The sequence below is a fragment of the Mesorhizobium sp. M0029 genome (genome assembly GCF_040323735.1).
Lineage (GTDB): Bacteria > Pseudomonadota > Alphaproteobacteria > Rhizobiales > Rhizobiaceae > Mesorhizobium.
In genome coordinates, this window is sequence record NZ_JAMYVF010000027.1 from 16723 (window position 1) to 42286 (window position 25564).

24 protein-coding genes are annotated in these 25564 nt (G+C 64.1%); 17 read left to right on the forward strand and 7 right to left on the reverse strand.

From position 1 onward, the window contains the following. Positions 1–48 precede the first annotated feature (48 nt). Genes NKJ76_RS29310 through NKJ76_RS29335 form a run of 6 tightly spaced genes read left to right on the forward strand, consistent with a single transcriptional unit; the run spans position 49 to position 5040 of the window. Complete coding sequence (locus NKJ76_RS29310; protein ID WP_023747070.1) at positions 49–981, forward strand: carbohydrate ABC transporter permease; 933 nt, start codon at positions 49–51, stop codon at positions 979–981. Beyond that, a complete protein-coding gene (locus NKJ76_RS29315; protein ID WP_352538990.1) occupies positions 978–1835 on the forward strand; it encodes a carbohydrate ABC transporter permease in 858 nt (285 codons plus the stop codon). Before NKJ76_RS29310 ends, NKJ76_RS29315 begins: the two co-directional genes overlap by 4 nt. Beyond that, positions 1832–2572 carry a PIG-L deacetylase family protein gene (locus NKJ76_RS29320; protein WP_352538991.1) on the forward strand — a complete coding sequence of 247 codons (741 nt, stop codon included), beginning with the start codon at positions 1832–1834 and terminating at the stop codon, positions 2570–2572. Before NKJ76_RS29315 ends, NKJ76_RS29320 begins: the two co-directional genes overlap by 4 nt. After that, positions 2569–3444, forward strand: a complete 876-nt coding sequence (locus NKJ76_RS29325; protein ID WP_352538992.1) for an ROK family protein — start codon at positions 2569–2571, stop codon at positions 3442–3444. The genes NKJ76_RS29320 and NKJ76_RS29325 overlap by 4 nt, the downstream gene beginning before the upstream one ends. After that, entirely contained in the window at positions 3441–4211 is a 771-nt protein-coding gene (locus tag NKJ76_RS29330) for a GntR family transcriptional regulator (RefSeq protein ID WP_023683130.1), read from the forward strand. Before NKJ76_RS29325 ends, NKJ76_RS29330 begins: the two co-directional genes overlap by 4 nt. Positions 4212–4248: 37 nt before the next feature. After that, entirely contained in the window at positions 4249–5040 is a 792-nt protein-coding gene (locus tag NKJ76_RS29335; RefSeq protein ID WP_023686509.1) for a sugar isomerase domain-containing protein, read from the forward strand. A gap of 62 nt (positions 5041–5102) precedes the next feature. On the opposite strand, the gene rsgA is transcribed toward NKJ76_RS29335, so the two are convergent. The 3 genes from rsgA to NKJ76_RS29350 all read right to left on the reverse strand — a co-directional run bounded on the left by rsgA (position 5103) and on the right by NKJ76_RS29350 (position 8496). Continuing rightward, positions 5103–6116: a ribosome small subunit-dependent GTPase A gene (rsgA, locus tag NKJ76_RS29340; protein WP_352538993.1), complete on the reverse strand. Its 1014-nt coding sequence runs from the start codon at positions 6114–6116 to the stop codon at positions 5103–5105. Between the two features lie 192 nt (positions 6117–6308). Beyond that, a complete protein-coding gene (locus tag NKJ76_RS29345) occupies positions 6309–6479 on the reverse strand; it encodes a hypothetical protein (RefSeq protein ID WP_023750106.1) in 171 nt (56 codons plus the stop codon). A gap of 421 nt (positions 6480–6900) precedes the next feature. Next, complete coding sequence (locus NKJ76_RS29350; RefSeq protein WP_023814669.1) at positions 6901–8496, reverse strand: GMC family oxidoreductase; 1596 nt, start codon at positions 8494–8496, stop codon at positions 6901–6903. A 305-nt stretch (positions 8497–8801) separates the two neighbouring features. Between NKJ76_RS29350 and NKJ76_RS29355 the strand changes: the two genes are divergently transcribed. From NKJ76_RS29355 to NKJ76_RS29370, 4 genes are all read left to right on the forward strand, one after another. Then, the gene (locus tag NKJ76_RS29355; RefSeq protein WP_023683136.1) at positions 8802–9872 is read left to right on the forward strand and encodes a sugar ABC transporter substrate-binding protein; all 1071 of its coding nucleotides are present in this window, start codon (positions 8802–8804) and stop codon (positions 9870–9872) included. Positions 9873–9974: 102 nt separating this feature from the next. Next, positions 9975–11018 (forward strand): ABC transporter permease, encoded by a 1044-nt coding sequence (locus NKJ76_RS29360; RefSeq protein WP_352538994.1) that lies wholly within the window; start codon positions 9975–9977, stop codon positions 11016–11018. 5 nt (positions 11019–11023) lie between these two features. Continuing rightward, positions 11024–12526 (forward strand): sugar ABC transporter ATP-binding protein, encoded by a 1503-nt coding sequence (locus tag NKJ76_RS29365; protein WP_352539003.1) that lies wholly within the window; start codon positions 11024–11026, stop codon positions 12524–12526. 4 nt (positions 12527–12530) lie between these two features. Continuing rightward, a complete protein-coding gene (locus tag NKJ76_RS29370) occupies positions 12531–13499 on the forward strand; it encodes an ABC transporter permease (RefSeq protein ID WP_352538995.1) in 969 nt (322 codons plus the stop codon). A gap of 74 nt (positions 13500–13573) precedes the next feature. Here NKJ76_RS29370 and gloA read toward each other — a convergent pair whose 3' ends face one another. Beyond that, on the reverse strand, positions 13574–13984 hold the full coding sequence (gloA, locus tag NKJ76_RS29375) for a lactoylglutathione lyase (protein ID WP_019856614.1): 411 nt from the start codon (positions 13982–13984) through the stop codon (positions 13574–13576). 161 nt (positions 13985–14145) lie between these two features. On the opposite strand from gloA, the gene NKJ76_RS29380 reads away from it, so the two are divergent. Beyond that, positions 14146–15588: an FAD-binding oxidoreductase gene (locus NKJ76_RS29380; protein ID WP_352538996.1), complete on the forward strand. Its 1443-nt coding sequence runs from the start codon at positions 14146–14148 to the stop codon at positions 15586–15588. A gap of 3 nt (positions 15589–15591) precedes the next feature. Then, on the forward strand, positions 15592–16389 hold the full coding sequence (locus NKJ76_RS29385) for a FadR/GntR family transcriptional regulator (RefSeq protein ID WP_352538997.1): 798 nt from the start codon (positions 15592–15594) through the stop codon (positions 16387–16389). A 321-nt stretch (positions 16390–16710) separates the two neighbouring features. Here NKJ76_RS29385 and NKJ76_RS29390 read toward each other — a convergent pair whose 3' ends face one another. Further along, positions 16711–17598 carry an AraC family transcriptional regulator gene (locus NKJ76_RS29390; RefSeq protein WP_352539004.1) on the reverse strand — a complete coding sequence of 296 codons (888 nt, stop codon included), beginning with the start codon at positions 17596–17598 and terminating at the stop codon, positions 16711–16713. A 257-nt stretch (positions 17599–17855) separates the two neighbouring features. On the opposite strand from NKJ76_RS29390, the gene NKJ76_RS29395 reads away from it, so the two are divergent. Continuing rightward, positions 17856–18053, forward strand: coding sequence for a plasmid mobilization protein (locus tag NKJ76_RS29395; protein ID WP_352538998.1), 198 nt, complete (start codon positions 17856–17858; stop codon positions 18051–18053). After that, positions 18040–19755, forward strand: coding sequence for a DUF262 domain-containing protein (locus tag NKJ76_RS29400; protein WP_352538999.1), 1716 nt, complete (start codon positions 18040–18042; stop codon positions 19753–19755). The genes NKJ76_RS29395 and NKJ76_RS29400 overlap by 14 nt, the downstream gene beginning before the upstream one ends. Before the next feature lie 553 nt (positions 19756–20308). Here NKJ76_RS29400 and NKJ76_RS29405 read toward each other — a convergent pair. Further along, on the reverse strand, positions 20309–21334 hold the full coding sequence (locus NKJ76_RS29405) for an NAD(P)-dependent oxidoreductase (protein ID WP_352539000.1): 1026 nt from the start codon (positions 21332–21334) through the stop codon (positions 20309–20311). Between the two features lie 2 nt (positions 21335–21336). Between NKJ76_RS29405 and NKJ76_RS29410 the strand changes: the two genes are divergently transcribed. The 3 genes from NKJ76_RS29410 to NKJ76_RS29420 all read left to right on the forward strand — a co-directional run bounded on the left by NKJ76_RS29410 (position 21337) and on the right by NKJ76_RS29420 (position 24647). Then, positions 21337–22077: a FadR/GntR family transcriptional regulator gene (locus NKJ76_RS29410; RefSeq protein WP_352460743.1), complete on the forward strand. Its 741-nt coding sequence runs from the start codon at positions 21337–21339 to the stop codon at positions 22075–22077. A 226-nt stretch (positions 22078–22303) separates the two neighbouring features. Beyond that, positions 22304–23290, forward strand: coding sequence for an aldo/keto reductase (locus NKJ76_RS29415; protein WP_352539001.1), 987 nt, complete (start codon positions 22304–22306; stop codon positions 23288–23290). Positions 23291–23498: 208 nt separating this feature from the next. Then, on the forward strand, positions 23499–24647 hold the full coding sequence (locus NKJ76_RS29420) for an extracellular catalytic domain type 1 short-chain-length polyhydroxyalkanoate depolymerase (protein WP_352539002.1): 1149 nt from the start codon (positions 23499–23501) through the stop codon (positions 24645–24647). A 47-nt stretch (positions 24648–24694) separates the two neighbouring features. Here the strand turns inward: NKJ76_RS29420 and NKJ76_RS29425 are convergent, their stop codons facing one another. Next, positions 24695–25315: a hypothetical protein gene (locus tag NKJ76_RS29425; RefSeq protein ID WP_031195548.1), complete on the reverse strand. Its 621-nt coding sequence runs from the start codon at positions 25313–25315 to the stop codon at positions 24695–24697. Between the last annotated feature and the right edge of the window lie 249 nt (positions 25316–25564).

Genomic DNA, 25564 nt, shown 5'->3' on the forward strand with positions numbered 1-25564 from the left:
CGCGGCCGGTCGCAAAAGCGGCCGGCCTCTCACGGACCAGAAAAGCGCATGAGCACCCTTCGCCGCACCAGCAGCCTTCGCCGCACGCAGCAGCGCATGGCCGTGCTGTTCATCCTGCCGGCGCTGGCGGTCTATGCGCTGTTCGTCCTCTATCCCCTGGGGATGTCGCTGTGGGGCAGCTTCTTCGTCTGGAAGGGGCTGCGCATGGTCGAGTTCGCCGGCCTGTCGAATTTCTCAAGGCTGTTCGTTTTCCCCAGCGGCGCGCGGCTCTACGGCGCGCTGTGGCACAACACCGCCTGGTTCTTCGGCATCATGCTGTTCCAGAACGGAATCGGGCTTTTGTTCGCCTGGCTGCTGTTCCTGCGCGACAGGGGTGCTGCGTTCTTCCAGTCGGTGTTCTTCTTTCCGGCGGTGCTGAGCCCGGTCATCGTCGGCGCGCTGTGGCGGTTGCTTTTGGCACCGGGCGGCGTCGTCGAATGGGCGCTGAACGGGCTTGGCCTGCACCAGGGCAGCCTGACCGTGCTCGGCAACAGCCACACCGCGCTCGCCATGCTGATCGCCGTCGATGCCTGGAACTGGATGGGCCTGCCGGTGCTGATCTACACGGCAGGTCTGCGGCAGATTTCCGGCCAGATTTTCGAGGCGGCAAAACTTGACGGCGCCGGCAATGCGCGCATGCTGTTCTCGATCGCGCTGCCGCTGCTGATGCCGGCGCTGGGCACGCTGACGACGCTGTCGTTCATCAACACCTTCAACCAGTTCGACATCGTCTATGTCATGCAGGGCGTGCAGGGCAATCCGAGCTATTCGACCGACACGCTGGTGACCTACTTCTACCGGCTGGCCTTCGGCGCGGAAGGCGCTGTCGGCATCACCGATATCGGTCTGGCTTTGGCGCTCGGCACCGTGCTGTTCTTGATCCTCAGCATCGGCACGCTCATGATGCTGCGCTTCTTCGACCGCCGCACGGTGCAGCTATGAGCGCGCTGGCGATTTCGCAAAGACCGGCCATCTCTCGGCAGCTGGCGCGGCTGCCCGGCTGGACGGTGCTGGTCGTTTGGACGGCGGCTGTGCTGTTGCCGCTCTACATCCTTGTCGTCTCCTGTTTCAAGACCACGGCCGAGATCTACGACAACAGGCTCGGCCTGCCGCAAAGCTTTGCCTTCGATAATTTCGTCAACGCCTGGACGCGCGCCGATCTCGGCCAGAATTTCATCAACAGCCTGATCGTCACCGGCGGCGCGGTCATCCTCACCATCGTCGTCTCGGCGATGGCCGCCTATCCGCTCAGCCGATACAGACTCGGCTGGAATGCCATCATGCTCGGCCTGTTCCTGTCCGGCATCATGCTGCCGATCCGGTTGGCCTCGGTCGAACTGTTCACGCTGATGCGCAATCTCGGCCTGCTGGATTCGCTGACCGGGCTGATCCTGGTCTATTCGGCGGTCCGCATTCCCTTCGCCGTCTTCATCTTCGCCAATTTCATGCGCGTCTTGCCCTCCGAGTTGGACGAGGCGGCGCGCATGGACGGCGCCGGCGAGGTGCGCATCCTGTTCCAGATCATCCTGCCGATGGTCAAGCCGGCGGTGTCGATCGTGGCCATCTTCACCGCGATCGCGGTGTGGAACGATTTCTTCTTCCCGCTGATCTTCATCTTCGACGACCGCTACAAGACGGTGCCGCTGGCGATCAGCGTCTTCGTCGGCCAGTTCCGCACCGACTGGGGCCTGGTGTTCGCCTCGCTGGCGATATCCATGGCGCCCATCCTGATCATGTATTGTCTGCTGGCGCGCCAGATTCGCGAAGGCGTCGGTACCGGAGGGGGCATGAAATGATCGAAGACAGGATTTATGCGGCGAAATCGATCCTGGTGGTCGGCGCGCACGCCTTCGATGCCGAGGTGATGGCCGGGCCGCTGGCGGCCGCTGCCGTCAAGCGCGGCGCCACGGTGACCTTCCTGCATCTGACCATGGGTGAGCAGGGCCATCCGTACCTGGTTCCCGCGCATTATTGCGTGCAGAAGGAAGAGGAAGCGGGCAGCGCGGCGGAGCGGCTCGGCGTCGCCATGCGTAGCTTTGGCCTCCGCGACGGCTTCCTGCCCACAGACGATCAGACGGCGCTCGAAGTGGCCGACATCATTCGCGAGCTGAAACCCGAGATCGTCATCACCCATTGGCACGGCAGCTGGCACAAGGACCATCGCGCCGCCGCGCATTTGACGAAGACCGGTATCTTCTTCGCCGGACTGCCGACCGTTGCCAGCGACCATCCGGCGCACACGCCGCAACTGCTGCTGTTCGGCGAGAACTGGGAGGACGATGACGGCTTCCGGCCCGAGCATCTCGTCGATGTCAGCGACGGGTTCGAGGCCTGGCGCGACGCGGTCATGGAGTATGAGCTGGCGCGCGGCCTGAGCAGCTTCCCCTATGTCGACTATTACAGTTCGCTCTACCGGCTGCGCGGCTGCCTGCGTGCCACGCGCCATGCGCAGGCCTTCGCGGCGGCGTCGCATTCGTGGAATGCCGGCAGCGGCCTGTTCTCGCTCCCCTTCGGCAAAGGGTCCGGTCGATGAGGCGGGTACTCGCCATCGATCTCGGCGCCACCAATCTGCGCGCCGCCGTATCTACGGGCGATGTCGGTGCGTTGGAGGCGCTGGGCAGCGAGCCGGCGCCGGCAACCCTTGGTGCCTTCATTGCGCGCATCGACGCGCTGTGCGCTGAGGCCGGGCCGGTCTCAGCGCTTGGCATCGCGGTGCCGGGTCTGGTCGAGGGCTCAATCTGCCGCTGGATCCCCAACCTGCCGTTCCTCGACGGCGTCGACATCCAGACGCTGTTTCCCAAACTGCGCGTAGCGCTCGGCAATGACGCACAGATTGCGCTGCTGGCGGAGGCTGTCGAAGGCAGTGCGAAAAACATGCCGGATGCGATCCTGCTCGCCATCGGCACCGGCATCGGTTCGGCGGTGCTGGCCAATGGCCGCATCGTTGCCGGCGCGCATGGCGGCGCCTGCTCGTTCGGCTGGGCCTGCGCCGACGTCAAAGATCATGGCGAGGAGCGCAGCGGCTGGCTGGAGCGCGTCGCGTCGGGCCGGGCGCTCGATGGCCTTGCCGGACAGATCGGCCTTGCCGACGGCCGCCAACTGATCGCCGCTGCCCAGGCCGGCGAGCTGGCTGCACTCACCTTGCTTGAACTGCCGGCGCGACAGCTCGGCACCGCGCTTGCAGGCGCTGTCGCGCTGCTCGATCCGCAAGCGGTGCTGATTTCGGGTGGTTTGGCGGACGCGCTGGATGTGATCCGGCCGCCGCTGCTTGCGGCGCTGCGACGTCAACTGCCGCCGCATCTGCGCGGCATCGACGTCAAGGCTGGAAAGTTCGGTCCCCGCGCCGGTCTGGTCGGCGCGGCGCTGGCCGGCGCCGTTGGGCAAGGGTGGAGGCAGGTGCGATGAGCGAAGCAAGCTTTCAGCAGCCGGACCGCAGACGGCCGGAGCCGCTCTGGTATCAGGTCGAAGAGGCGATCCGCGCCATCGTCAAGAGCGGCGAATGGGCAACGGGCGACCAGATCCCGGCGGAGGACAGGCTGTGCGCCCTGTTCGGCGTCAGCCGTATCACGCTGCGCCACGCGCTGCGCAATCTCGAGGAGGCCGGGCTGCTCAGGCGCGAACATGGCCGCGGCACGTTCGTGCGCTCGACCACGCTGGTCGCCGGCACGCGTGAGCTGACCAGCTTTACCCAGGAGATGGGCAATATGGGCGTGGTCGCGGGCTCGCGTCTGCTCGACTGCAGCCTGACCACCGCCAACGCGGCGGCTGCCGGCGCGCTGGAGATCGAAGAGGGCGATCCGGTGGTGCGCATTCGCAGGCTGCGGCTCGGCAACAACGAGCCGATCGGCATCCAGACGGCGCAGCTGTCGGCGGTGCGCGTGCCGGGCTTCCTCGACGCCGGCCTGCTGCAGGGCTCGCTCTACGAGGCGCTGGAGCGCCATTACGGGATCGTGCCGGTGGCCGCGCGGGAGAACTACCGGGTCGGCGCGGTCGGCGCGGCGGACGCCGAACTGCTCGACCTCGCCGTCGGCAGCCCGGCCTTCGTCGTCGAACGCATCACCACCGACGAGCGCGGCCCGTTCGAATTCACCGTCTCGATCATGCGCGGCGACCGCTACGAAATCCGCTCGACGCTGCGCGCCGGACGCGTGCCACTGAACCCGAGAAGCTGATCCATTCCAGACCGACACAGCAAACAGGAGTACCCACGTGTCCGATCTCTACATCCACCGTCTCGCCGCCCTCATCGACCAGGCTGCGAAAGCCAATGAAGAGGCCTTTGGCCAGGCCGCCAGCCGCTTTGCCGACTCCCTCGAGGGCGGCGGGCTGGTGCATCTCTATGGCTCCGGCCATTCGGTGCTGCCGGTGCAGGAAGTGTTTCCGCGCTATGGCAGCTATGTCGGCTTCAACCCGCTGACCGACCCGCGCGTGATGTGGCACAATGTGCTCGGCGCCGGCGGCGTGCGCGAGCTTTTGTGGCTGGAGCGTACGGAAAGATACGCCGAAAAATTCCTCGACCACCAGCCGCTCAACAAGGGCGATTCCATCATCATCTTCGGCCATAGCGGCCGCAACTCGTCGGGCATCGACACCGCGCTCTACGCCAGGAAGCGCGGCATCTTCGTCGTCGCGGTCACCAGCAAGAACAATCTGGACAAGCCGGCGACGCACTCCTCCGGCAAGCGGCTGGCGGATGCCGCCGACCTCGTCATCGACACCTGTTCGCCGATCGAGGACGCCATCGTGCCGGTCGAGGGCTGGAGCCGGCCGGTGTCGGGCTCATCGACGGTGCTTGCCATGATCCTGGCGCATGAGCTGATCGCGCGCACGGCCGAGCAGCTCGCCAAGCGCGGCATCGAACTGCCGGTCTTCGCCTCGCCGACCATTGCCGGCGTGACGCTGCACGACACCGACGTCATCTACGGCGTCTACCGCGAGCGCATGCTGGAGGCGCAGCAGAAGCACCTGCCGACATTCCAGGCGACGATGCGGGGAGAGTGAAAGCACGGAGGCCCGGCACATGGCCAGGCCTCCAATTTCTCTCGCTGGAATTTTCCGGATGTTCAACGCCGCTTCGGGCGCGCGGCAGGAGATTTGTTGCCGCGCGGGCCGCTCTGAACCGGCGTGTTGCCCTGGTTTTCCTCCGACAGCTTGCGCCAGCGGGCAAGGCGCTCAGGGTCGAGCGTACCCGCCTTCAACGCAGCCTGCACCGCGCAGCCCGGTTCGTGGACATGGGTGCAGTCGCGGAACTTGCACAGCGGTGCGAGCTCGGTGATTTCGGCAAACAGCGTGTCGATGCCGGATGCGACGTCGCTGACATGCAGCGTGCGCATGCCCGGCGTGTCGATCACCCAGCCGCCGCCGGCAATGGCGTGCAGCGATCTGGCTGTGGTAGTGTGGCGACCCTTGGCATCGTGCTCGCGAATGCCCGCCGTCTGTTGCGGCGATTGCTGCGCCGATCCGGCCAGCGTGTTGACCAGCGTCGATTTGCCGACCCCGGAGGAGCCGACCAGCGCCACCGTCTGCCCTGCGCCACACCAGGGAGCAAGCGCCGCTGCGGCATCGGCGACGCGCGGGTTCAGCATCACCACGGCCAGTCCACGCTGCAGGGCGGCGGCCTGGCTTTGGTAAGCCTCGGCATCATCAGCCGTGTCGGCCTTGGTCAGCAGGATCACCGGCGTCGTTCCGGCCTCGTTGGCCAGCGCGAGATAGCGCTCGAGCCGGGCGATGTTGAAATCGGCATTGCAGGACGTCACGATGAACAGCGTGTCGACATTGGCCGCGGCCAGCTGCGGGATCCTGCCGCCCTGCGTGCGGCGCTCCAGCACCGTCTTGCGGGTCAGGCGGCGGCACAGCAGATGCGTATGGGGTTCGACCAGCACCCAGTCGCCGACGGCGTATTCGCCGGTGTTGGCATTGGCCGGCAGCGTCAGATCCACTGGCCCTGCCCGGGACAGGCCGGCCAAGCGGTCGCGGTGCACCGAGGCGATCCGCGTCGGGACGAGGTCTGCCTCATCGGCTTCAAGCTGGTCGCCGAAGAAATCCGTCCAGCCCAGGCTTGCGAGGGAGGCCGTCACGGCTTTGACCAGGGGGACGGCGTCACAGACATCGGAGAGTATCCTTTGGCAAAATGGGCGCGGACCCTCGGGGCGGTTGTTCAAGCCGTGTATGGGCGGCATGGCGGAATTTGGCAAGCCGAACCGCGCCGATGGCCGAGCCGTTTCGCGCACCACGTTGGAACGCATCGCGGCGGTGGTTCGTTGATGCGCTTACGCGTCGTTACTCTCAATGTCTGCAACACGGAAGGCGAACCGGAGCGCCTGGCGGCCATCAACCGGGAGCTGAGGCGGCTCGACCCGGATCTGGTCGCCTTTCAGGAGGTCGTCCAGACAGCCGATGTGAAATTCCTCGATACGCTGCCCGATGGTTTGGATTTGCATGCAACGCATCAAGCCTCTTCGTCGACCTCGAAGTTGGCAGGGACGGCTGAGGATGGCAGGTCGAGAAGCCCGCCAAAAGGGGGAGGGGATGGCCGGTACCGCAGGGGGCGGGGGGTTGGGATGGGGTTGCCTGAAGCACCGGCCAAAGCGGGACAAGTCCCACGCCCACAAGCTAGCAGAGCTTGGATCGGTTCATATGGTGTGATCGCGGAACTGGCGCAAAAGCGCTTTCACATCCCCGCGCAGGCGTCGGCAACGAGCCCGCAACCGGGGGTTTCCGGTCGGTTGGTGGATTGCGCAAGCGTCGGTTGAAGGCGCTGCGGGAGGCTGTCGTTTTTAGTGCGGTTCGAGTGCTATGCGCTCAGCGACAGGTGCTCAAGGCAGGGCAATCGCGTGGCGCCACCACATGCGATTGTCCTGCTTACGCCACCGGCAGCGTTCGCCCCGCAATCAGATCCGCAGCCTTCTCCGCAATCATGACCACGGCGGCGTTGGTGTTGGAGGACACGATGCTTGGCATGACCGAGCTGTCGCAGACACGCAGGCCTTGCAGACCGCGCACGCGCAGCTCGGGATCGACGACGCTGTCGGCATCGCCGCCCATCCGGCAGGTGCCGACTGGGTGATAGGCGCTGCGGCCATGTTCTCGGGCGAAGGCTTCGAGTGCTGAGCGCCCCTGCATCGCCTTGCCGGGCAGATGCTCGCGGCTGATGTATCTGGCGAAGGCTGGCTGCGACAGGATTTCGCGGCTGATCTCGATGCCGTCGATGGCGCGTTCGAGATCATAGCGCTCGGCGAACGGGTTGGGGTCGATGATGGGCGCATCGCGCAGGTCCGCGGACTTGAGCGTGACGCTGCCGCGCGAACGCGGGCGCACATGGTAGGAGTTCAGCGTGCAGCCATTGCCGCCGGGAACCGAGCCGATGCCTTCCTCAACGCCGGCGCCGGGCAGGAAATGGAACTGGATGTCCGGCGTCTTCTCCGCGCGGTCGCCCCACCAGAAGCCGCCGGCCTCTACAATGTTGGAGGCCACCGGCCCCTTGCCGAACAGCGCATATTCAAGACCGGCGACCGCTTGCCAGCGCTTCTTCTTGTAACGGTCGATGCCGTGCGGTCCGTTGAGCTCGGCGACGACATCGACGTCCATGTGATCGTGCAGATTCTGGCCGACGTTTTTGGAATCGTGGACCACCTTGATGCCGTGCTGGCCGAGATGCACGGCCGGGCCGATGCCGGACAGCATCAGCAATTTCGGCGAGCCGATGGCGCCGGCGGCGACGATGACTTCGCGCTCGGCGCGGAGCAGTTCGGTGCGGCCATTGACGATGATCTCTACACCGATGGCGCGGCCGTTCTCGACCACGATGCGGCTGACCGAGGCGTCGGTGCGTAGCGTCAGATTCTTGCGGCCGAGCGCCGGCTTCAGATAGGCGACCGCCGTGCTCGAGCGTTTCCCCCGACGCGTCGTCGTCTGGTAGAAGCCGGCGCCCGCCTGCTCACCGGCGTTGAAGTCGGCGCGGAAAGGAAGGCCCGCCTGCTGCGCGGCCTTGACGAAGATGCGGGTCAGCGGATGCGGCGCGCCGCTGGAGACGCCGAGCGGGCCGTCAGTGCCGTGCTGCGCATCGGCAAAAGTGTCGTTGCCCTCGGAGCGGACGAAGTAGGGCAGCACGTCGGCATAGCTCCAGCCGGCACAGCCATCGTCGGTCGCCCAGCCATCGTAGTCCTGCGGGCAACCACGGGTGAACACCTGGGCGTTGATCGAGGAGCCGCCGCCGAGCACACGCGCCTGCGGATAGACCATGGTGCGGCCGTCGATCTCCTTGCCGGGCGCGGTGTCATAACCCCAGATCAGCGGCCCCGACGTCATCTTGAAGAAGCCGACCGGCAAATGGATGTAGCGGTCGGTGTCGGGCGGACCGGCCTCGAGCAGCACGACGGACACGTCCGGGTCCTCGCTCAGCCGGGCGGCCAGAATGCAGCCAGCCGAACCGCCGCCGACAATGATGTAATCCGTCATTTCCACTCCCGGGTTCTCTTTGTTGGAGCATGATCTCCGGACAAAACGGTTTCCCGATTTGTCCGAGAAAACCGGTTCCCACTTCTAGGGATCATGCTCCGGCGGGCGATGAAAATCACCGCCCCTTCCTCTTGCGCGCGACGATCTCAAGTCGCTTGTGCCACGTCAAGAGAAAGGGTATGGTTATCGTGTTGAAGGGTTGTCGTACAAGTGGAGGAGCTTGACGATCCTCACCAGGAGGTCCCGGCCGCGCTCCCTGCGCAAGATGCCGGGCGGAACAGAATTCAATCGGGAGGTTTCGAGGTATGAACGACACGAAGAATTTTGCGGTCAACCGGCGCACGCTGATGATGGGCGCCACCGCCGGCGTGGCGGCACTCGCCATGCCGAGCGTGCTGCGCGCGCAGGACAAGCCGACGCTGGTGACGTCGATCCGCTCGCTGTCCAACCCCTATCACGCGGTGTGGAAGACCGGCGCCGAAGCGTATGCCAAATGGGCCGGGCTGGAACACGTCACGCTGGTTTCGGAAGGCAACAGCGAGAAGGGCATTGCCGACATCAAGGCGATGCTGGCCAAGACCGGCGGCAACATGGTGCTGAATTCCGATCCCAACGACACGCCCGATGCGCGCCCGATCGTCGAGGCCTGCGCCAAGGCCGGCGCCTATGTGGTGACGCAGTGGAACAAGCCTGGGGATCTGCACCCGAAGGATTTCAACCCGAACTATGTCTCGCATATCGAGTTCGACGGCATCGACAGCGGCAAGACCATCGCCGAGATCCTGTTCAAGACCATTGGCGGCAAGGGCGGCATCGTAGCGCTCGGCGGCCTGATCTCGACCACGGCGGCGATCGAGCGCAAGAAGGGCCTCGACGCAGCTCTTGCTGCCAACCCGGACATCAAGCTGCTCGACTTCCAGGTCGCCAACTGGAAGTCGACCGAAGCCTTCGACCTGATGGGCAATCTGCTCACCCGCTTCGGCGACGACATCAAGGGCATCTGGGCGGCCAATGACGATATGGGCTCGGGCGCTCTGGAAGCGCTGCGTGCCGAAAATCTCGCCGGCAAGGTGCCGATCGTCGGCGTCGACGGCATCAAGACGGCGGTCGATGCGGTGCGCACCGGCGAGTTCGCCTGCACGGTCACTTCGGATCCGTTCTGGCAGGGCGGCATGGGCCTAGCCATCGGCTACAACGCCAAGATCGGCAAGTTCGACCCGACCAAGGAGCCCCCGGAGCACCGCGAGTTCTACGGCAAGGCGGTGCTGATCTCGCACGACAATGTCGAGGAATATTACAAGACCAATGTCGATGCGAAGCCCGAGATCGACTGGAACGATCTGTGGGGCCGGGTCACCGGAGCAATCCGCACCTGATCCATCGGAGTGGGCTGCAACTCCCTGGCGGCCCGCTTCCTCCCGCAGCCGTCGCGATCCCCTTGTCGCGACGGCTGTCACCAGCAGACGGGAAGCGGTTTCTTGACAATCCATACAGAACCCCTGAAGTCCGTTTCGGACATCGAGCGGACGACGACGCCCATGACACCGTTCCCCGGCCGCATCGCGACATTCCTGGGCGGCAGGCGCTGGCGCAGCCTGGCGCCGCTGGCGGTGCTGATTGTACTCTGCGTACTCATCGCCATTGCCAATCCCAATTTCATCGAGCTGCGCAATCTGGTGCGGCTTGCGAATTCCGCCGCCGTGCCGCTGACCTTGGCGATGGGGCTGACCTTCATCATCCTGATGGGCAGCATCGACCTTGCAGTCGAAGGCACGCTTTCGGTCGCGGCGATGGTGCTTGTTCTGCTCGCCGCCAATGACGGCAACGGCAACGACTATGGCTGGTGGGCGGTGCTCGCTGCCATCGCCGCCGCCACCGCCGTGGGCTTCGTCAGCGGTCTCGTCCAGACCATGCTGCGCATCCCGTCCTTCATGGGCACGCTCGGCATGTGGTTCATCGGCCTCGGCCTGTCGGTCTATATGCTGGGCGGCACGGCCATCAAGCTGAACGACGCCTCGATCCGCGACCTGGCCTTGCACCGTTTCCTCGGCCTGCCGGTGGCGGTCTGGGTTGCGTTCGGCGCCTTCCTGCTCGCCACCGTCATCCAGTATCACACCAAGCTCGGCCGCCACATATTGGCGATCGGCGGCGATGAGGATGTCGCCAAGCTCTCCGGCGTCAATGTGGTGCGCGTGCGCATCACCGCTTTTGCGCTGGCCGGGTTCTTCTTCGGCATTGCCGGCGTGCTTGCCGCGGCACAGCTCGGCCAGTCGCACGCCGTGATCGGCGACGGCAGGCTGTTTGCAGCGGTCACCGCAGTGGTCGTCGGCGGCACCGCTTTGACCGGCGGCGAGGGCGGCGTCGTCAACACGCTGATCGGCGTTTTGATCGTCACCGTGCTTGCCAATGGCATGATCCTGCTCGGCATATCGCCCTATATCCAGCAGACGGTGCAGGGGCTGATGATCATCGCCGCGGTGGCGCTGTCGCTCGATCGCGTCCGCCTGAAAATCGTGAAGTGAGCGCCATGCTGCAGGCGTCCAACATCATCAAGAATTTCCCCGGCGTTCAGGCCTTGCACGACGTCTCCATCCAAGTGCGGCCCAACGAGGTGGTCGGGCTGATCGGCGAGAACGGCGCCGGCAAGTCGACGCTGATGCGGGTGCTGGCCGGCGGCTACCGGCCGGATGGCGGCTCGCTCACGCTGGACGGCGAACAGCTGCGCATGCGCAACGCCCGTGATGCGGCCAGGCACGGCATCGGCATGGTGTTCCAGGAACAGTCGCTGGTGCTCAACCTGACGGTCGCCGAAAACATCTATCTCGGCGAAGAGGACCGCTTCACCCGTTTCGGCCTGGTCAACTGGCGCGCCATGAACGCGGCGGCGCGTCGGCAACTGGCCAAGATCGGCATCGACATCGACGTCACCGCGCGCACCTCCGAACTCACCTTCGCCGCACGCCAGATGGTCGAGCTCGCCAAGGCGCTGACCCTGGAGGAAGTGGTCGAGCGGCAGTTGCTCATCCTGCTCGACGAGCCGACCTCGGTGCTCAACGCCGCTGATATCGAGGTGCTGTTCGCGCGGGTGCGCTCGCTTAAATCCCGCGCCAGTTTTGTGTTCGTCTCGCACCGCCTCGACGAGGTGCTCAACATCTCCGACCGTGTCTACACGATGAAGGACGGCGCCGTCGTCGCCGAGCACCGTGCAGCCGAAGTCACCGCGCCGGAGCTGCACGAGATCATGGTCGGGCGCGGCCTGCAGGCCGAATATTACCGCGAGGCCCGCCAGCTGGCGCCGCGCGACACCGTGATGGTCGAGGCCAAGGGCCTTGGCGCCAACGGTTTCTATCACGGCGTCGATCTCTCGATCCGGGCGGGCGAGATCGTCGGCATTGCCGGCGTCGTCGGCTCCGGCCGCGAGGAGGTGACGCGCACCGTTGGCGGCTTCGTCCAGCATGATGCCGGCGAGATGAAAATCGCCGGCGATGCCGTGCGCTTCTCCTCGCCGGAGCCGGCAGTGCGCAAGGGCATCGGCTATGTCCCGCGCGAGCGCCGGCTCGAAGGGCTGGTGATGTTCCTGTCGATCGCGGAGAACATTTCGCTGGCCGATCTCTCCAGCGTCATGCGCCATGGCGCCATCGACTATGGCAAGGAGCGCCGGCTTGCCGCCGACTGGATCAAGCGGCTGCGCATCAAGGCGCCCGGTCCCGATGCCGCCTGCCGCAAGCTCAGCGGCGGCAACCAGCAGAAGGTGGTGCTGGCGCGCTGGATGACGGCGGGCTCGCGCATCCTGGTGCTCGACCATCCCACACGCGGCCTCGATGTCGGCGCCAAGGAGGAGGTCTACGAATTGGTGCGCGATCTCTCGGCGCAAGGCGTGGCGATCCTTTTGATTTCCGACACGCTGGAGGAAACGATCGGTCTGTCGCACCAGGTGCTGGTGATGCGCGACGGTGCAATCACCGCGCGCTTCGATGCCAGTCCGGGCAACAAGCCGAACCAGGTCGATCTTCTCAGGGCAATGGTGTGAACCGATGAATGAGGCGTTCTCCATCAGGCAGGTTTTCGAGGGCAAGTGGACGCAAGGCGCCATTCCGCTGATCCTGCTGGTCGGCCTGCTGCTGATCATCGAGATCGCCGCGCCCGGCTTCCTCACCGGCGAAACCGTGGCGCTTTTGTTTGCCAACACCTCCGTGCTGTTCATCCTGGCGACCGGCGTCACCTTCGCCATTCTGCTCGGCGGCATCGATTTGTCGATCCAGGCGGTGGCGTCACTAGCCAGCGTCATCCTGGCGCAATTGCTGCCGTCGCTCGGCCTCGCCGCCTTTCCGGTGGCGATCCTGTCGGGGCTCGCCTTCGGCGTGTTGAGCGGTGTCGTCCATGTCAAGCTGCGCGTGCCGTCCTTCGTCGCGACACTCGCCACCGGCGGCGTGGTCACCGGCCTGGCGCTCTGGGTCTCCAATGGCCGCGCCATCACCATCGAGGAGGCTGGTCGCGAAAACACGGCGTGGATCAACGCCACCATCATCGGCATTCCGGTGGTGGTGCTGATTTCGGCGGTCATCGGCATCGCCGCCTTTCTGGCGCTGCGCTACACACGCTTCGGCCGCCAGGCGATCGCGGTCGGCGCCGGCGAGCCGGCGGCGTGGGCCGCGGGCATCAATGTCGACCGCACCAAGATCATCGCCTTTGCCGCGTCGGGTATGCTCGCGGCCATCGCCGGCATCGTGCTGGCAGCCAGGCTGTCGAGCGGTTCGCCGGTGCTGGCCAACCAGCTGCTGCTGCCGGCCATCGCCGCCGTCATCGTCGGCGGCACGGCGATCACCGGCGGGCTCGGCGGCGTTGCCCGCACGGCGGTCGGCGCGCTGATCATCTCGATCGTGCGCATCGGCATGACCTTCGTCGGCGTCAATATTTTCCTGGAAAACATGGTGTTCGGCGCGGTGCTCATTGCCGCCGTCGCCATCACCATCGACCGCAGCAAGATCGCGGTCATCAAGTGATCCCGCCTCCCGGGCAAGCGCGGACAGGACGGGACCGCATCGGCGCGAGGCCGATGCGGTCCGGCCCGATCGGATCACATCGTGTCGAGGCCGATCAGCTCGATCTTGTAGCCGTCGGGGTCTTCGACGAAAGCGATGTGGGTGGTGCCGTGCTGCATCGGGCCGGGCTTGCGCGGGATCTTGGCGCCGCGCTTTTCCAGTTCGGCGCAGACGGCGTAGATATCGTTGACGCCGAGCGCCAGATGGCCGAAGCCGGTGCCGATCTCATAGGGTTCCTCGCGGCCCCAGTTCAGCGTCAGCTCGACGACGGCTTCCTTGTCCTCGGGACCGTAGCCGACAAAGGCGTTGGTGAACTTGCCGCCGGGGTAGTCGTCGCGGCGCAGCAGGGTCATGCCGAGCACCTCGGTGTAAAAGGCGATCGACTTGTCGAGGTCGAGCACCCTGATCATGGTGTGCATATAGCGAAAGCCCGGGGCGTCGCTCATTTTGGAAGTCCTCCGAATTCTGTGATTTGCGGGTCTGATCATCCACATCGCACGCTTGGCGGCAAGATGGCCTCGCTTGATGTTCTCAATCAGGGTTGTATGATAACACGACAACGTCGGTATTTGTCCAGTCGTTTTGCCGAGGGGCCCAGAGCCAATCCATGAATGCCGTGCCGCCAACCTCCGCATCGCAGATCGCAGCCCTGGCCGGCCTGCTGCCGAATGGCGGGCTGCTGACCGAGGAAGTGGATCTGGAGCGCTACAGCCGCGACTGGTCGGGCGACCATTTCGGCCGGCCGCTGGCGGTGGCGCGGCCCTCCTCGGTGGATGAAATGTCGGCGCTGATGCGGTTCTGCCATGCCGAGCGCATCCCGGTGGTGCCGCAAGGCGGGTTGAGCGGCCTCGTCGGCGCCGCAGTGGCGGCGGATGGCGGCGAGATCGTCATCTCGCTGGAGCGCATGAACCGTATCCGTTCGATCAGCCCGATCGACTTTGCCATGGTGGTCGAGGCCGGCTGCATCCTCGAGGACGCCAAGCGCGCGGCCGAAGCGAGCGACTGCCTGCTGCCGATCACCTTCGGCGCGCAAGGCAGCTGCCGCATCGGCGGCAATGTCGCCACCAATGCCGGCGGCTTCAACGTGCTGCGCTACGGCATGACGCGCGACCTGGTGCTTGGCCTCGAAGTGGTGCTGGCCGACGGCCGCATCTGGAACGGGCTGAAAGTGCTGCGCAAGGACAACCGCGGCTATGATCTGAAGCAGATCTTCATCGGCTCGGAGGGCACGCTAGGCATCGTCACCGCGGCGGCGCTGAAACTATTCCCCAAGCCGACGCAGATCGAAACCGCGCTGGTTGGCCTGCGCTCCGTCGAGGACGCGATGGCACTCTATGCAAGGGCGCGGCGCGATTGCAGCGATTTGCTCACCGCCTTCGAACTGATCCTGCGCGGCGGCATCGAGATCACCATGCGCGAAGGCCAGGATTTTCCCGATCCGCTCAGCCAGCCCTATCCCGTCTATGTGCTGATCGAGGTGTCGTCGGGCGGGCTGATCGACCTCTCCAATATGCTGCTGGGGTTTCTCGGCAGCGTCGAGGACATCGTCGAGGACGGCGTCATCGCTTCGACCAGGGCTCAAGGTGAGCGGTTGTGGCTCTACCGCGAGATCATGGTCGAGCGGCAGGGCAGGGGCGGGCGCTACCTGCGCACCGATGTGTCGGTGCCGATCTCCAGGCTTGCCGATTTCGTCACCGATGCGCTGGCCGCCTTGGAGAAAGCCCGGCCCGACGCCCTGGCCGTCACCTATGGCCATGTCGGCGACGGCAACATCCACCTCAACGTCGTGCCGCCGGAAGGCATGGGCACCGAGGCGATCGAACATCTGTTCGAGCAGGCGGAAGCCGAGATCTTCACCGTCGTCGATCGCTATGGCGGCTCGATCAGCGCCGAGCACGGCATCGGCCGGGTCAAGCAGAAGGCGTTCCTCGAACGCATCGATCCGGTGACGCTCGACCTCGCCGCCGGCATCAAGGACGCATTCGACCCGCGCCACATTCTCAGCAACGGCCGCATTCTGGCGTCCGCACCCGCCGTCGACTATAGGTGAGCGATGACGCTGAAACTCGACAAGGTCAATCGCGGCCCACACCTCTCCACTCTGGTGGCCAGTTCCATCTCGCGCGAGATCGCGCAAGGCCGGCTGAAGCCGGGTGACCAGCTGCCGACCGAGGCGGCGCTGGCAACCACTTTCGGGGTCAGCCGCAACGTGGTGCGCGAGGCGATCGCGCGGCTGCGCTCGGAAGGCCGCATCTGGTCGCAGCAGGGGCGCGGCGCCTTCGTCGTCGAGAGCAACAACCCGACGGTGCTGACCATCGACCATGAGACGCTGCAGCGCGCCGACTCGTTTCGCAATCTGTTCGAACTGCGTGGCATCCTCGAAGTGCAGGCGGCGGCCCTTGCCGCAAAACGGCGCAGCGACGCCGATCTCAAAGCCATGGGCGATGCGCTGTCCGGCATGCGCGCCGCGCCCTATGGCAGCGTCGCCTGGCTGCGCAGCGACCTCGAATTCCACCGCACCGTCGCCGAGGCGACGCGCAATTCCTACATGGGCCAATTCCTGGTCTTCGTGTCCGAGCGGGTGCGCGAAAGCATTCTCGCCGCCGGCAACCAGCAAAAGTCGGACGACATGGCCCGCATCACGCTCGGCGAACATGAGCGCATCCTGAGAGCGATCCGTGCCGGCGACGCCGAAGGAGCACAAGCCGCCATGCGCGACCACCTGGCGGGGGCTGCGCTGCGGGTGGGGTTGCATGAGGGGGAAGCTGCGGAGCCTGGTGCGCCGGTGCAGGAAGTGGCGTCTCCGGTGCGGCATTCGCGGTTGCGGAAGGCTGTGCGCGGGCAGGCTTAGGGATAGCTTGCCTTGTCCGCGCGCTGGGCCAATCGCCTATGGCGGCGCTGACCCCCACTCCGTCTCGGCTTCGCCGAGCCACCTTGCCGGGGCGAGCCACCGGTCTCGCCCGTCCTTCGGACCCCCCATTTCATGGGGGATGAGGAAATGCCAATCTCCGAGATCGCAGCCCTTCAAAAGCTTGGGTTTCCTCTCCCCCACGAATGTGGGGGTAGAGGTGGCTCGGCGAAGCCGAGACGGAGTGGGGGAGCGCCATATCAGATTTCACTCGGTCGTCGGCTCACCAGCTCAGGGCCGGAGATAGGCCGCCACCCCACCGCGCTATTTCAACGGCAGAAACAGCTCAAGCACCACTTCGCGCACCGGTCCGTTCGACGAAAAGTGTCGCTGGCAATACACCGGAAAGTCGCGCGCCTCCTCGCCGCTGGCCGGAAGCCATTCGCGATAGAGGTAAAGTGCTGCCGGCTCAAGATTGTTGGTGTTGCCGGGGTAGCGCAGCACCGCGCAGCGTCCGCCGGGGATCACGCCGGCCTTCATCTGCGCGGCCTCGATCGGCCCGCCTTCTACCGGCAGGTCGGTTCCGGCACAAATATCCATGCTGTAATCGGCCGGGTTCGCCGGCTCCCTTTCGGAACGGAAGATGTTGAAGGTCGGGCTTGTCTCGGGCGAGAGGCCGGCCGCCTTGCGCCAGGCGATGAAGCGCTGGATGGTGTCCTGGAGCGTCGCCCGGTCGCCGCGATGCTCCATGATCGCCACCGGCGTCGGCGGCACATCGCGGATCATCACGTCGGCGGGTTCGAAGATTATCTGCATGAGCGTGGTCCTTGCTTTTTCGAGCGGCCCGAAGGCCATGAGCCACGACCCCCAGTCGGGAGACTTCCGGAACGACGAAGGCGATTGTCCGAACCGTTGCCGAAAGGCGCGGGCGAAGGCATCCGGCGCGTCGTATCCGGCATCCATCGCTATGTCCGTGACGCTTTGGGCGTCGCTCTCGGCAAGCCGGTACGAAGCGCGCTTCAGGCGGGCGAGTTGGACATAGCGATGCACGGACAACCCGAAGGTTGACGTGAACTGCCGGTGGAAATGGTATTTCGAGAACGCCGCGACGCCGCTCAACGCTTCCAGGGCCAGATCGTCGTCCAGGTGCCGGTCTATGTGGTCCAGCACCCGCTGCATCCGGGCATGGTAGTTTTCAAGTGGCGTCTTCATCGTCTCGTCCTGCGTGGCGACACCAGATAGGCGCCGCCTGATATGTCGCGCTCGACTGATCTTGCGGTTTGACATGGATCGAGGGGTGCGGCCAGCGGTCGGCCTCGGCGGTCGGTTGACAGGCGAACCATCATCGTAACCGCGAAATCAACCGTAAAATGTCCGGACAAACGCCGTACAAATATAAAAACAATTTGAGATGTCCGTACAAACACCGTACAAATTGGCTTGCTAGAGCGATAAATGGAGAGTACGCCATGAAAACCGAAAGGATCGAGCTTCGGGTCACGCCAGATGAGAAGGCGGGCTTCGATGAAGCCGCAAGCATAGCCGGGCTGGCCATGTCAGCCTGGGCACGTGAGCGGTTGCGGAGAGCGGCGATCCGGGAACTTGAGGAAGCGTCGAGGCCCATACCGTTCGTGAGAGGAAGGAATCGACCCGATGGCGACATCTAAGTATCAGTTCGAGAATAAGGGCATAGGCAGCCTGCTCCGCGAAGGTCGCCTAACGGTGCCGCCAAATCAGCGGTCATACGCGTGGGAAGATCGTCATGTTGAAAATCTACTCCAAGATATCAACGAAGCGATTACCAGCGATGACGATGAATATTTCTTGGGAACCTTAGTTCTCATCGAACCGCCGAAGACCATCCCATCTATTGCAGATGGGCAACAGCGCTTGGCGACGACGACGATTCTGCTAGCGCGAATTCGAGACCGGTTGTCTCAATTAAAGAGAGAAGCGGGCGCGAGAGCCGTGGACAATGACTTCCTTCGGAATGTCGATATGGAGACGGAAGAGCTGCAGTCGCGTATCACGCTGAATCTTGAAGATAACGACTACTTCAAGGAAAGAATTCTGTCCGGCCCAATGGATGCTGATTTCGATGGAAAGGCGCGCGATCGGGAAGCTGTGCGGCCCTCCAACAAGCGACTGGCACGCGCCTCCTTTGTTGTGGATGAGTTTATAGATGATCTGCTTAAGCCCATCAGACACGAGAACCAGCCAGCCACACTCGTGCGCTGGGTAAAATTTCTAGAGAACAGTGCGGCTGTGGTTGTAGTCCGGGTGGCGGATGAAATTGGCGCATATCGCATTTTTGAAACCTTGAATGATCGGGGACTTCGAGCTTCGCAAGCGGACATCTTGAAGAACTACTTTTTCAGTAAATCCGGCGCGCGCCTCGGCGAAGCTCAGATGATGTGGAATGTCATCACAACGGCGATTGAGACGCTTGGTGATGACGAGAATGAACGGCTTGTCACCTACATTCGGCACTATTGGGTTACAACGCACGGGCCCACCAAAGACAGAGAGTTAGCGGCGCAAATAAAGGATGAAATTACCGGCGAGACAAAGACGCTCCAGTTCATGCGCGACGCTAGCTTGGCCGTCCAAGACTATGTGGCCCTGTGGTCGTCACGGCATGCTAAATGGGCCGACTACAGCGCTAGCACTCGTCAGTCTGTCGAGACGATCGCTTCCCACCTGCGTGTTCAACAAATTCGGCCGCTTTTGTTTGCGGTGGCTCGCAACTTTGAACCGACGGAGGCAGAAAAAGCCTTTCGGCTGTTCGTAAGTTGGTCAGTGCGTTTCTTAATCTATGGTGGCAGAGGCGGCATGCTGGACACGCAGTACTCATTGCGGGCTCAAGACGTTGGCACCAAACGGATAACGAAGGCACGCGAATTGCGCGACGCTATGAAGAGTTACGTTCCGACCGACGCGCAGTTTGAAGAGGCATTTGCCAGCGCTCGCGTTTCAAGGCCTCATCTGGCCCGATACTACCTGCGGGCGATCGACAAGACGATAAAGGCGGATCCGCAGCCGGAATTTGTGGCGAACGAAGAGGCTGACCAGATCACGCTTGAACACGTGCTGCCTCTAAACCCCGACAATCAATGGATGGTAGATGAGGAGACCGCCCAAGCCGCACAGCGCATGCTAGGCAACATGGTCCTCTTAAGAGCGACGCAAAATCGTGAGGCTGGGAACGCTTCATTTGCCGAGAAACGGGAAGTTTTGAAGCAATCAGGCTACGCCATAACCAACGAGGTTGCGGACTATAAAAAATGGAGCATGGAAGAGATACGCGACCGCCAATTAAAGATGGCCAAGATAGCAACAAGAACGTGGTCGTTGAGCTTTGCGGACTAATGGAAGATGATCGAAACCCAATTTAAGCGGAAGATTGACACTGGCATTGTGCCTTACGTGCGAGGAGAACAACGGAATCGGCGCGTTGGAAGAGAGTTAGGCCGCCTCGCGATCATCCCAAGCTCCACGTCACCAGCGCGGTCGCATTGCATTTCGTGCACTACAATTTTATGCACGCCGTGACGCTGATCGAAGCGAAGGCGAAGCCGATAGTATGGATACTACAAGAAGGAGAGGACTAAAGGATGCCTAAGAAGACAAAGCAAGGATGGATCGCGCCCAAGCCGGACGATTGCGAGTATGTCGTGAATGGGAAGCGCCCAACTGGCGTATTTGCTCAGTATATCCGGGGAGCTGAGCCTAGTTTGGAGTATGCGGGCTCGGGAAACGCGGCTGGCGAGGGGTTCAAGCTTCCAGCCGATGCATCCTTCCTTCGTGACATCGCCGCTGCGATTAACTCCGTGGCGGATGAAATCGAGAACAGGCGGTAGATTCAAACGAACCACCACTGCCGGAGAACAGTTCTCTCTGCTATCTGCGCGTCACCGACCCGTCAGGTCCTCGCCGCCTCCACCAGCGACACCCCATTCAGCCCCGCCACAATATCCGACAGCGCCGGCACGAACTTCTCGCCGTGCCCGGTGGTGACGGCTGTGGCAAATCCATTCCGCACCGCGGCGCCGATCGGGTTGGCGATGCCGGCGGTTTGGGCGAAGGAGGCGAGGTAGGTCATGTCCTTCAGCGCGTTGGCGATGGCGAAGCGCTGGGCGTTTTCGTTGCGGTTCAGGACGAAATCGAAGAAGGCCTGGTAGAAGCCGCAATCCATGCGGCTGCCGGAGATGACGCTGTTGAAGACCTGGGGCGTCAGCCCGGCCTTGGCGCCGAGGCTCAGCGCTTCCGAATAGATCGCGGAATAGCCCATCGAGACGAAATTGTTGAGCAGCTTCATGGTGTGGCCGCTGCCGGTCGGGCCGGTGTGGACGATACGCGCAGCGAAGGCTTCCAGCACCGGCCGTGCGCGGGCGACGATCTCGGCCGCACCGCCGACCATGACGTCGAGCTTGCCCTCGGTGGCTTCCTTGGGCGTGCGCGCCAGCGGCGCGTCGATCAGCGTTATGTCTTGCTCCGCGAGGTCGGCGGCAAGCGCTGTCGTCGATGACGGGTTGGAGGTCGAGCAGTCGATGATCAGCAGCGGCGTCTTGGCCGCAGCAAGCCCGTCCGCGCCCTTGATCAGCGCTTCGACCTCGCGCGAACCGGTGACGCACAGGATCACGATGTCGCAGGCGGCGGCGAGTTCGCGCGGGCTTGGCGCTTCGGTGGCGCCGGCGGCGATCAGCCGGTCTGCGGCGGTGCGGCTGCGGTGGACATGGACCGTCAGCGGCCAGCCCTTGCGCAACAGATTGTCGGCCATGCCGGCGCCCATGCTGCCCAGGCCGATGAAGCCGATGCGTTCTTTCATGCAATCCTCCCATGGCTCGTGCCAGCGGGCCGAACTTTCGTCACCTTGCGGCGGGCACCCGTCGATGCAATTCTTTGAATAAGATTCGGCCTTCGAACAAGAATCGAACCGGAGTGCCACCGATGGCGGAGCCCATGACTTTCGACGCCATACCGCAGGCGCCCAACCTGCGGACGGGTCTGGTCAACACGCTGATTGCGCAGATCGAATCCGGTGACCTTGCGCCGGGGCAGCGGCTGCCGACCGAGCAGGAGATTGTTGCTGCCACAGGCGTCAGCCGCACCGTGGTGCGCGAGGCGCTGGCGGCGCTGCGTGCGCGCGGGCTGATTACCACGCGCCAGGGGCTCGGCGCCTTCGTCGCCAAGGATCCGCCGCCGAAGACGTTTTCCGTGCTGCCCGACGATCTCGAATCGATCGACGAGGTGCTGCGCGTGCTCGAACTGCGCATGGGCATCGAGGTGGAGGCGACCGGCCTCGCTGCCCAACGGCGCAGCGAGGCGGCGCTTCAACAGATGAGCGCGCGGCTCGACGCGCTGGAGGCGGCGGTGCGTGCCGGCGGCTCCGGCTCGGAAGAGGATTTCGGCTTCCACCGCGCCATTCTCGCCGCGACGCAGAACCCGAATTTCACCCGGCTGTTCGACACGTTCGGCAGCGCCATGGTCCCGCGCCATTGGACGCGGCTCGACCGCATGACGGAGGCCGAGCGGGAAAAATATCTCGACCGCATGCAGCGCGAGCATCGCGCCATTCTCGGCGCAATCGAAGCCAGGGACGTCAATGCCGCGCGCCGCGCCATGCGCAGCCATCTGACCAAAAGCTATGCCCGCTTCGAGGATCTGCGCAACAAGGCTGTTCACGATTAGGGAGCAAACCACGGTTGACGGACTGCTCATCCGGCGACCCCGCCGAGATAGAGTTCGCGCATCAGCGACATGTTCCTCCCGGCTCCAAATCGTTGCAGTCTTACCGGGTTGTCATACAACCCTGTGATCTGGTAAATCCCAGGAAGAGGGATGTCAATCGCGTTGCCATGCGGTATGAGGCTCCCGAAATCAGAACCGTCATCAAAGCCGCAAGTCAGGAAGCAAAATGCAGTCACGGAAATTTGGCCGTACGGGCAGATCAGTCAGCGAGATCGGCTTCGGCGCCTGGGCGATCGGCGCCGCCTGGGGCGAGGTCAATGAAGACGATGCGGTCGCCGCCCTGCATGCCGCGCTTGATGCCGGCGTCAGCTTCCTCGACACCGCCGACGTCTATGGCGACGGCCGTTCGGAAAAGCTGATCGCACGGGTGATGAAGGAACGCGGCGGCGCGCGCCCGTTCATCGCCACCAAGGCCGGACGGCGGCTGCCGAAGCAGACGGTCGAGGGCTACAGCGTCGAGAACCTCACCGGCTGGATCGACCGCAGCCTGAAATACCTCGAGACCGACACGCTCGACCTGGTGCAGCTGCATTGCCCGCCGACCGATCTCTACTATCATCCGGAGGTGTTCGAGCGTCTCGACAAGCTCACCGAGCAGGGCAAGATCCGCAATTACGGCGTCAGCGTCGAGCGTGTCGAAGAGGCGCTGAAGGCGATGCAATATCCCGGCGTCGTCAGCGTGCAGATCATCTTCAACGCCTTCCGCCAGCGCCCGGTCGAGCTGTTCTTCGACCAGGCGAAAAAGAACGACGTCGCCATCATCGCCCGCGTGCCGCTGGCCAGCGGCCTGCTGTCAGGCAAGTTCAAGGCGGACACCAAGTTCGAGACCACCGACCATCGCCTGTTCAACAGGAATGGCGAAGCCTTCGATGTCGGCGAGACGTTTTCGGGCGTGCCCTATGAGGTCGGGCTAGCGGCGGTCGAGAAGGTGCGGCCGCTGGTGTCAGGCGACACCACGATGGCGAAATTCGCGCTGCGCTGGATCCTGATGTTCGACGCGGTGACGGTTGTCATCCCCGGCGCCCGCAATCCGGCGCAGGCGGTTTCCAATGCGGAAGCGGCGGAGCTTGCGCCGTTGTCCTCCGAGTTGATGGCCAAGGTGGAGGCGGTCTACGACGAGAACATCAAGCCCTACGTGCATCAGCGCTGGTGAGCCAGCGCCTGCCGCCCTCGACCGGCTGACTGACCAGAGGCCAGCCGGGCCAAATTGCGTTCGTCCGTCACAAGCCGTGCAGCGGATTCTATGATCCATCGGTCATTTAATCGACCGCTCCGCTTGTTATTGTGCAGTGCAGCAACGATATTGCTGCGTGTGCGTTGTGTGCACGAGTCTGCCCATTCCGGCGCGCAAGGATACCGATTTGCGAGACATATCCGATACGATCGCCCGGCTGAGCGCGATGCGCGGCCGGCCAGCCGGTGCAGGGCTGAGCAAGGACGATCACCTGTCCGAGATGACAGGGTTCGGGTCCAATCCCGGCGCCTTGCATGCGCGGTTTTATCTTCCTGAAAACCTGCCGAAGCAGGCGGCGCTGGTCGTGGTGCTGCATGGCTGTACCCAGACTGCCGCCGCGTACGATCATGGCTCCGGCTGGACCGAGCTCGCCGACGAGCAGGGTTTTGCCGTGCTTTTCCCCGAGCAGCAGCGCGCCAACAACGCCAATCTTTGCTTCAACTGGTTCGTGCCGGGCGATATAAGCCGCGACAGCGGCGAGGCGCTGTCCATCCGCCAGATGATCGAGGCGGCGGTGGTCACCCACGGTCTCGACCGCAATCGGATATTCGTCACCGGTCTTTCCGCCGGCGGCGCCATGGCGGCGGTGATGCTGGCGACCTACCCGGACGTGTTTGCCGGTGGCGCGATCATTGCCGGGCTTGCCTATGGCAGCGCCTCGACCATCCCCGAAGCCTTCGACCGCATGCGTGGCCATGGCGGACCGTCCAGAACCGACCTGCAGCGTCTGTTGCGGGAAGCTTCGCCGCACAAGGGGCCGTGGCCGAGGATTTCGGTCTGGCAGGGCTCGGCCGATACGACAGTGGTGCCTTCCAATGCCGACGCGGTGCTGGCGCAATGGCAGGGCGTGCACGGCCTCGCTCAAGCGCCGACACGCACGGAAAAGGTCGACGGTCAGAGCCGAAAAGTCTGGTCCGATGGCAAAGGCCGCGACGTGGTCGAGGCATACAGCATTGCCGGCATGGGCCATGGCACGCCATTGCAGGCGACCGGCGACAATGCTCTCGGCAAAGCAGGGCCGTTCATGCTGGATGTCGGGATTTCCTCGACGCGCCACATCGCCCGTTTCTGGGGGCTGACGAAGCCAGAGGTACGACGCGCGGCGAAAGCCGAGGCCACTTCAGGCACTGCATTGCAGCCTTTCTCGCCGAAGGAAAAACCGCGAGCCGTCCGTGTCGATCCGGCCCCGGAGCCTGTCAATCCGCCAGGCGGTCCGGCTGGCGGGATTACCAAGGTCATCGAGGACGCGCTGCGGGCAGCGGGATTGATGCGCTGAGGCTGAGGCTCGCCCCGCACAAAGGACAAGGGCAAGCGCCAGCATCATTATCGCAGCAGGCCTTCGTCCTCGAACGCATCCCAGCCCTTCAGTCCGGGCGGCGGGCCATCCGTGTCCCGGGCGTTCCTCGCAGTGCGAGCCTGCCCGGTGCCCTTTCCCGCGCGCGTCAGCGCGGCCTTGCCCGCGCCGCGCCGCCTGTTCTCGGCGACCTCCTGGACATCCTGCTCTCTCCAGACGGTTGCCAGATCGCGGTCCAGGACGTCCTCGATGTGGCGCGGGTCGAAAACGTGGAAGGTGACAGACTTTGATCGCCCACGCATCTTGACGGTGCGTGTGCCGGTGCTTTGCAGCCGACCGTCCTTGAGCCATTTGTGGCGCTCGCGCGAAGAGATCGTAAGGATATCCTCGACCTCGCGTGGAAGCACAGGCAGCGCTTCCACTCCCTCCAGTGTTTTGGAGATACTGGCAGAGGCGGCCTTGAACGCTTCCGCTTCGGATCTCGACATTCGCAATGCGATGCGGCCCGTCTCGGCCTTGACGTGCTTCCTGACTGCCCATGGCAGCCGGGCTCTGACTTCACGTTCGATCCCCTTGGAGCGCACGGCGGACCCGAGTGTCGCTGACGGCGACAGCGGCCATTCGGCAATCAGTTGCGGGGACGGGCTCATGCTTTCCTTGGGCTGGTTTCGTTGGTTCGATGCTAACACGGCAAGAGCCGGTCAAGCCAAGGCAACAGCGAAAAGGGGCAGGTCCGAATAGACCCGCCCCTTATGGCCGAAATTGAATGTCGCTCGCAGCGCGCCGACAGCACCCTTGGCCCCCGCCCCGGGGGGGGGGGGGGGGGGGGGGGGAAAATGGGGGGGGGGGTGGGGGGGGGGGGGGGGGGGGCGCGGGTGGGGGGGTGTGGGGGGGCGGTT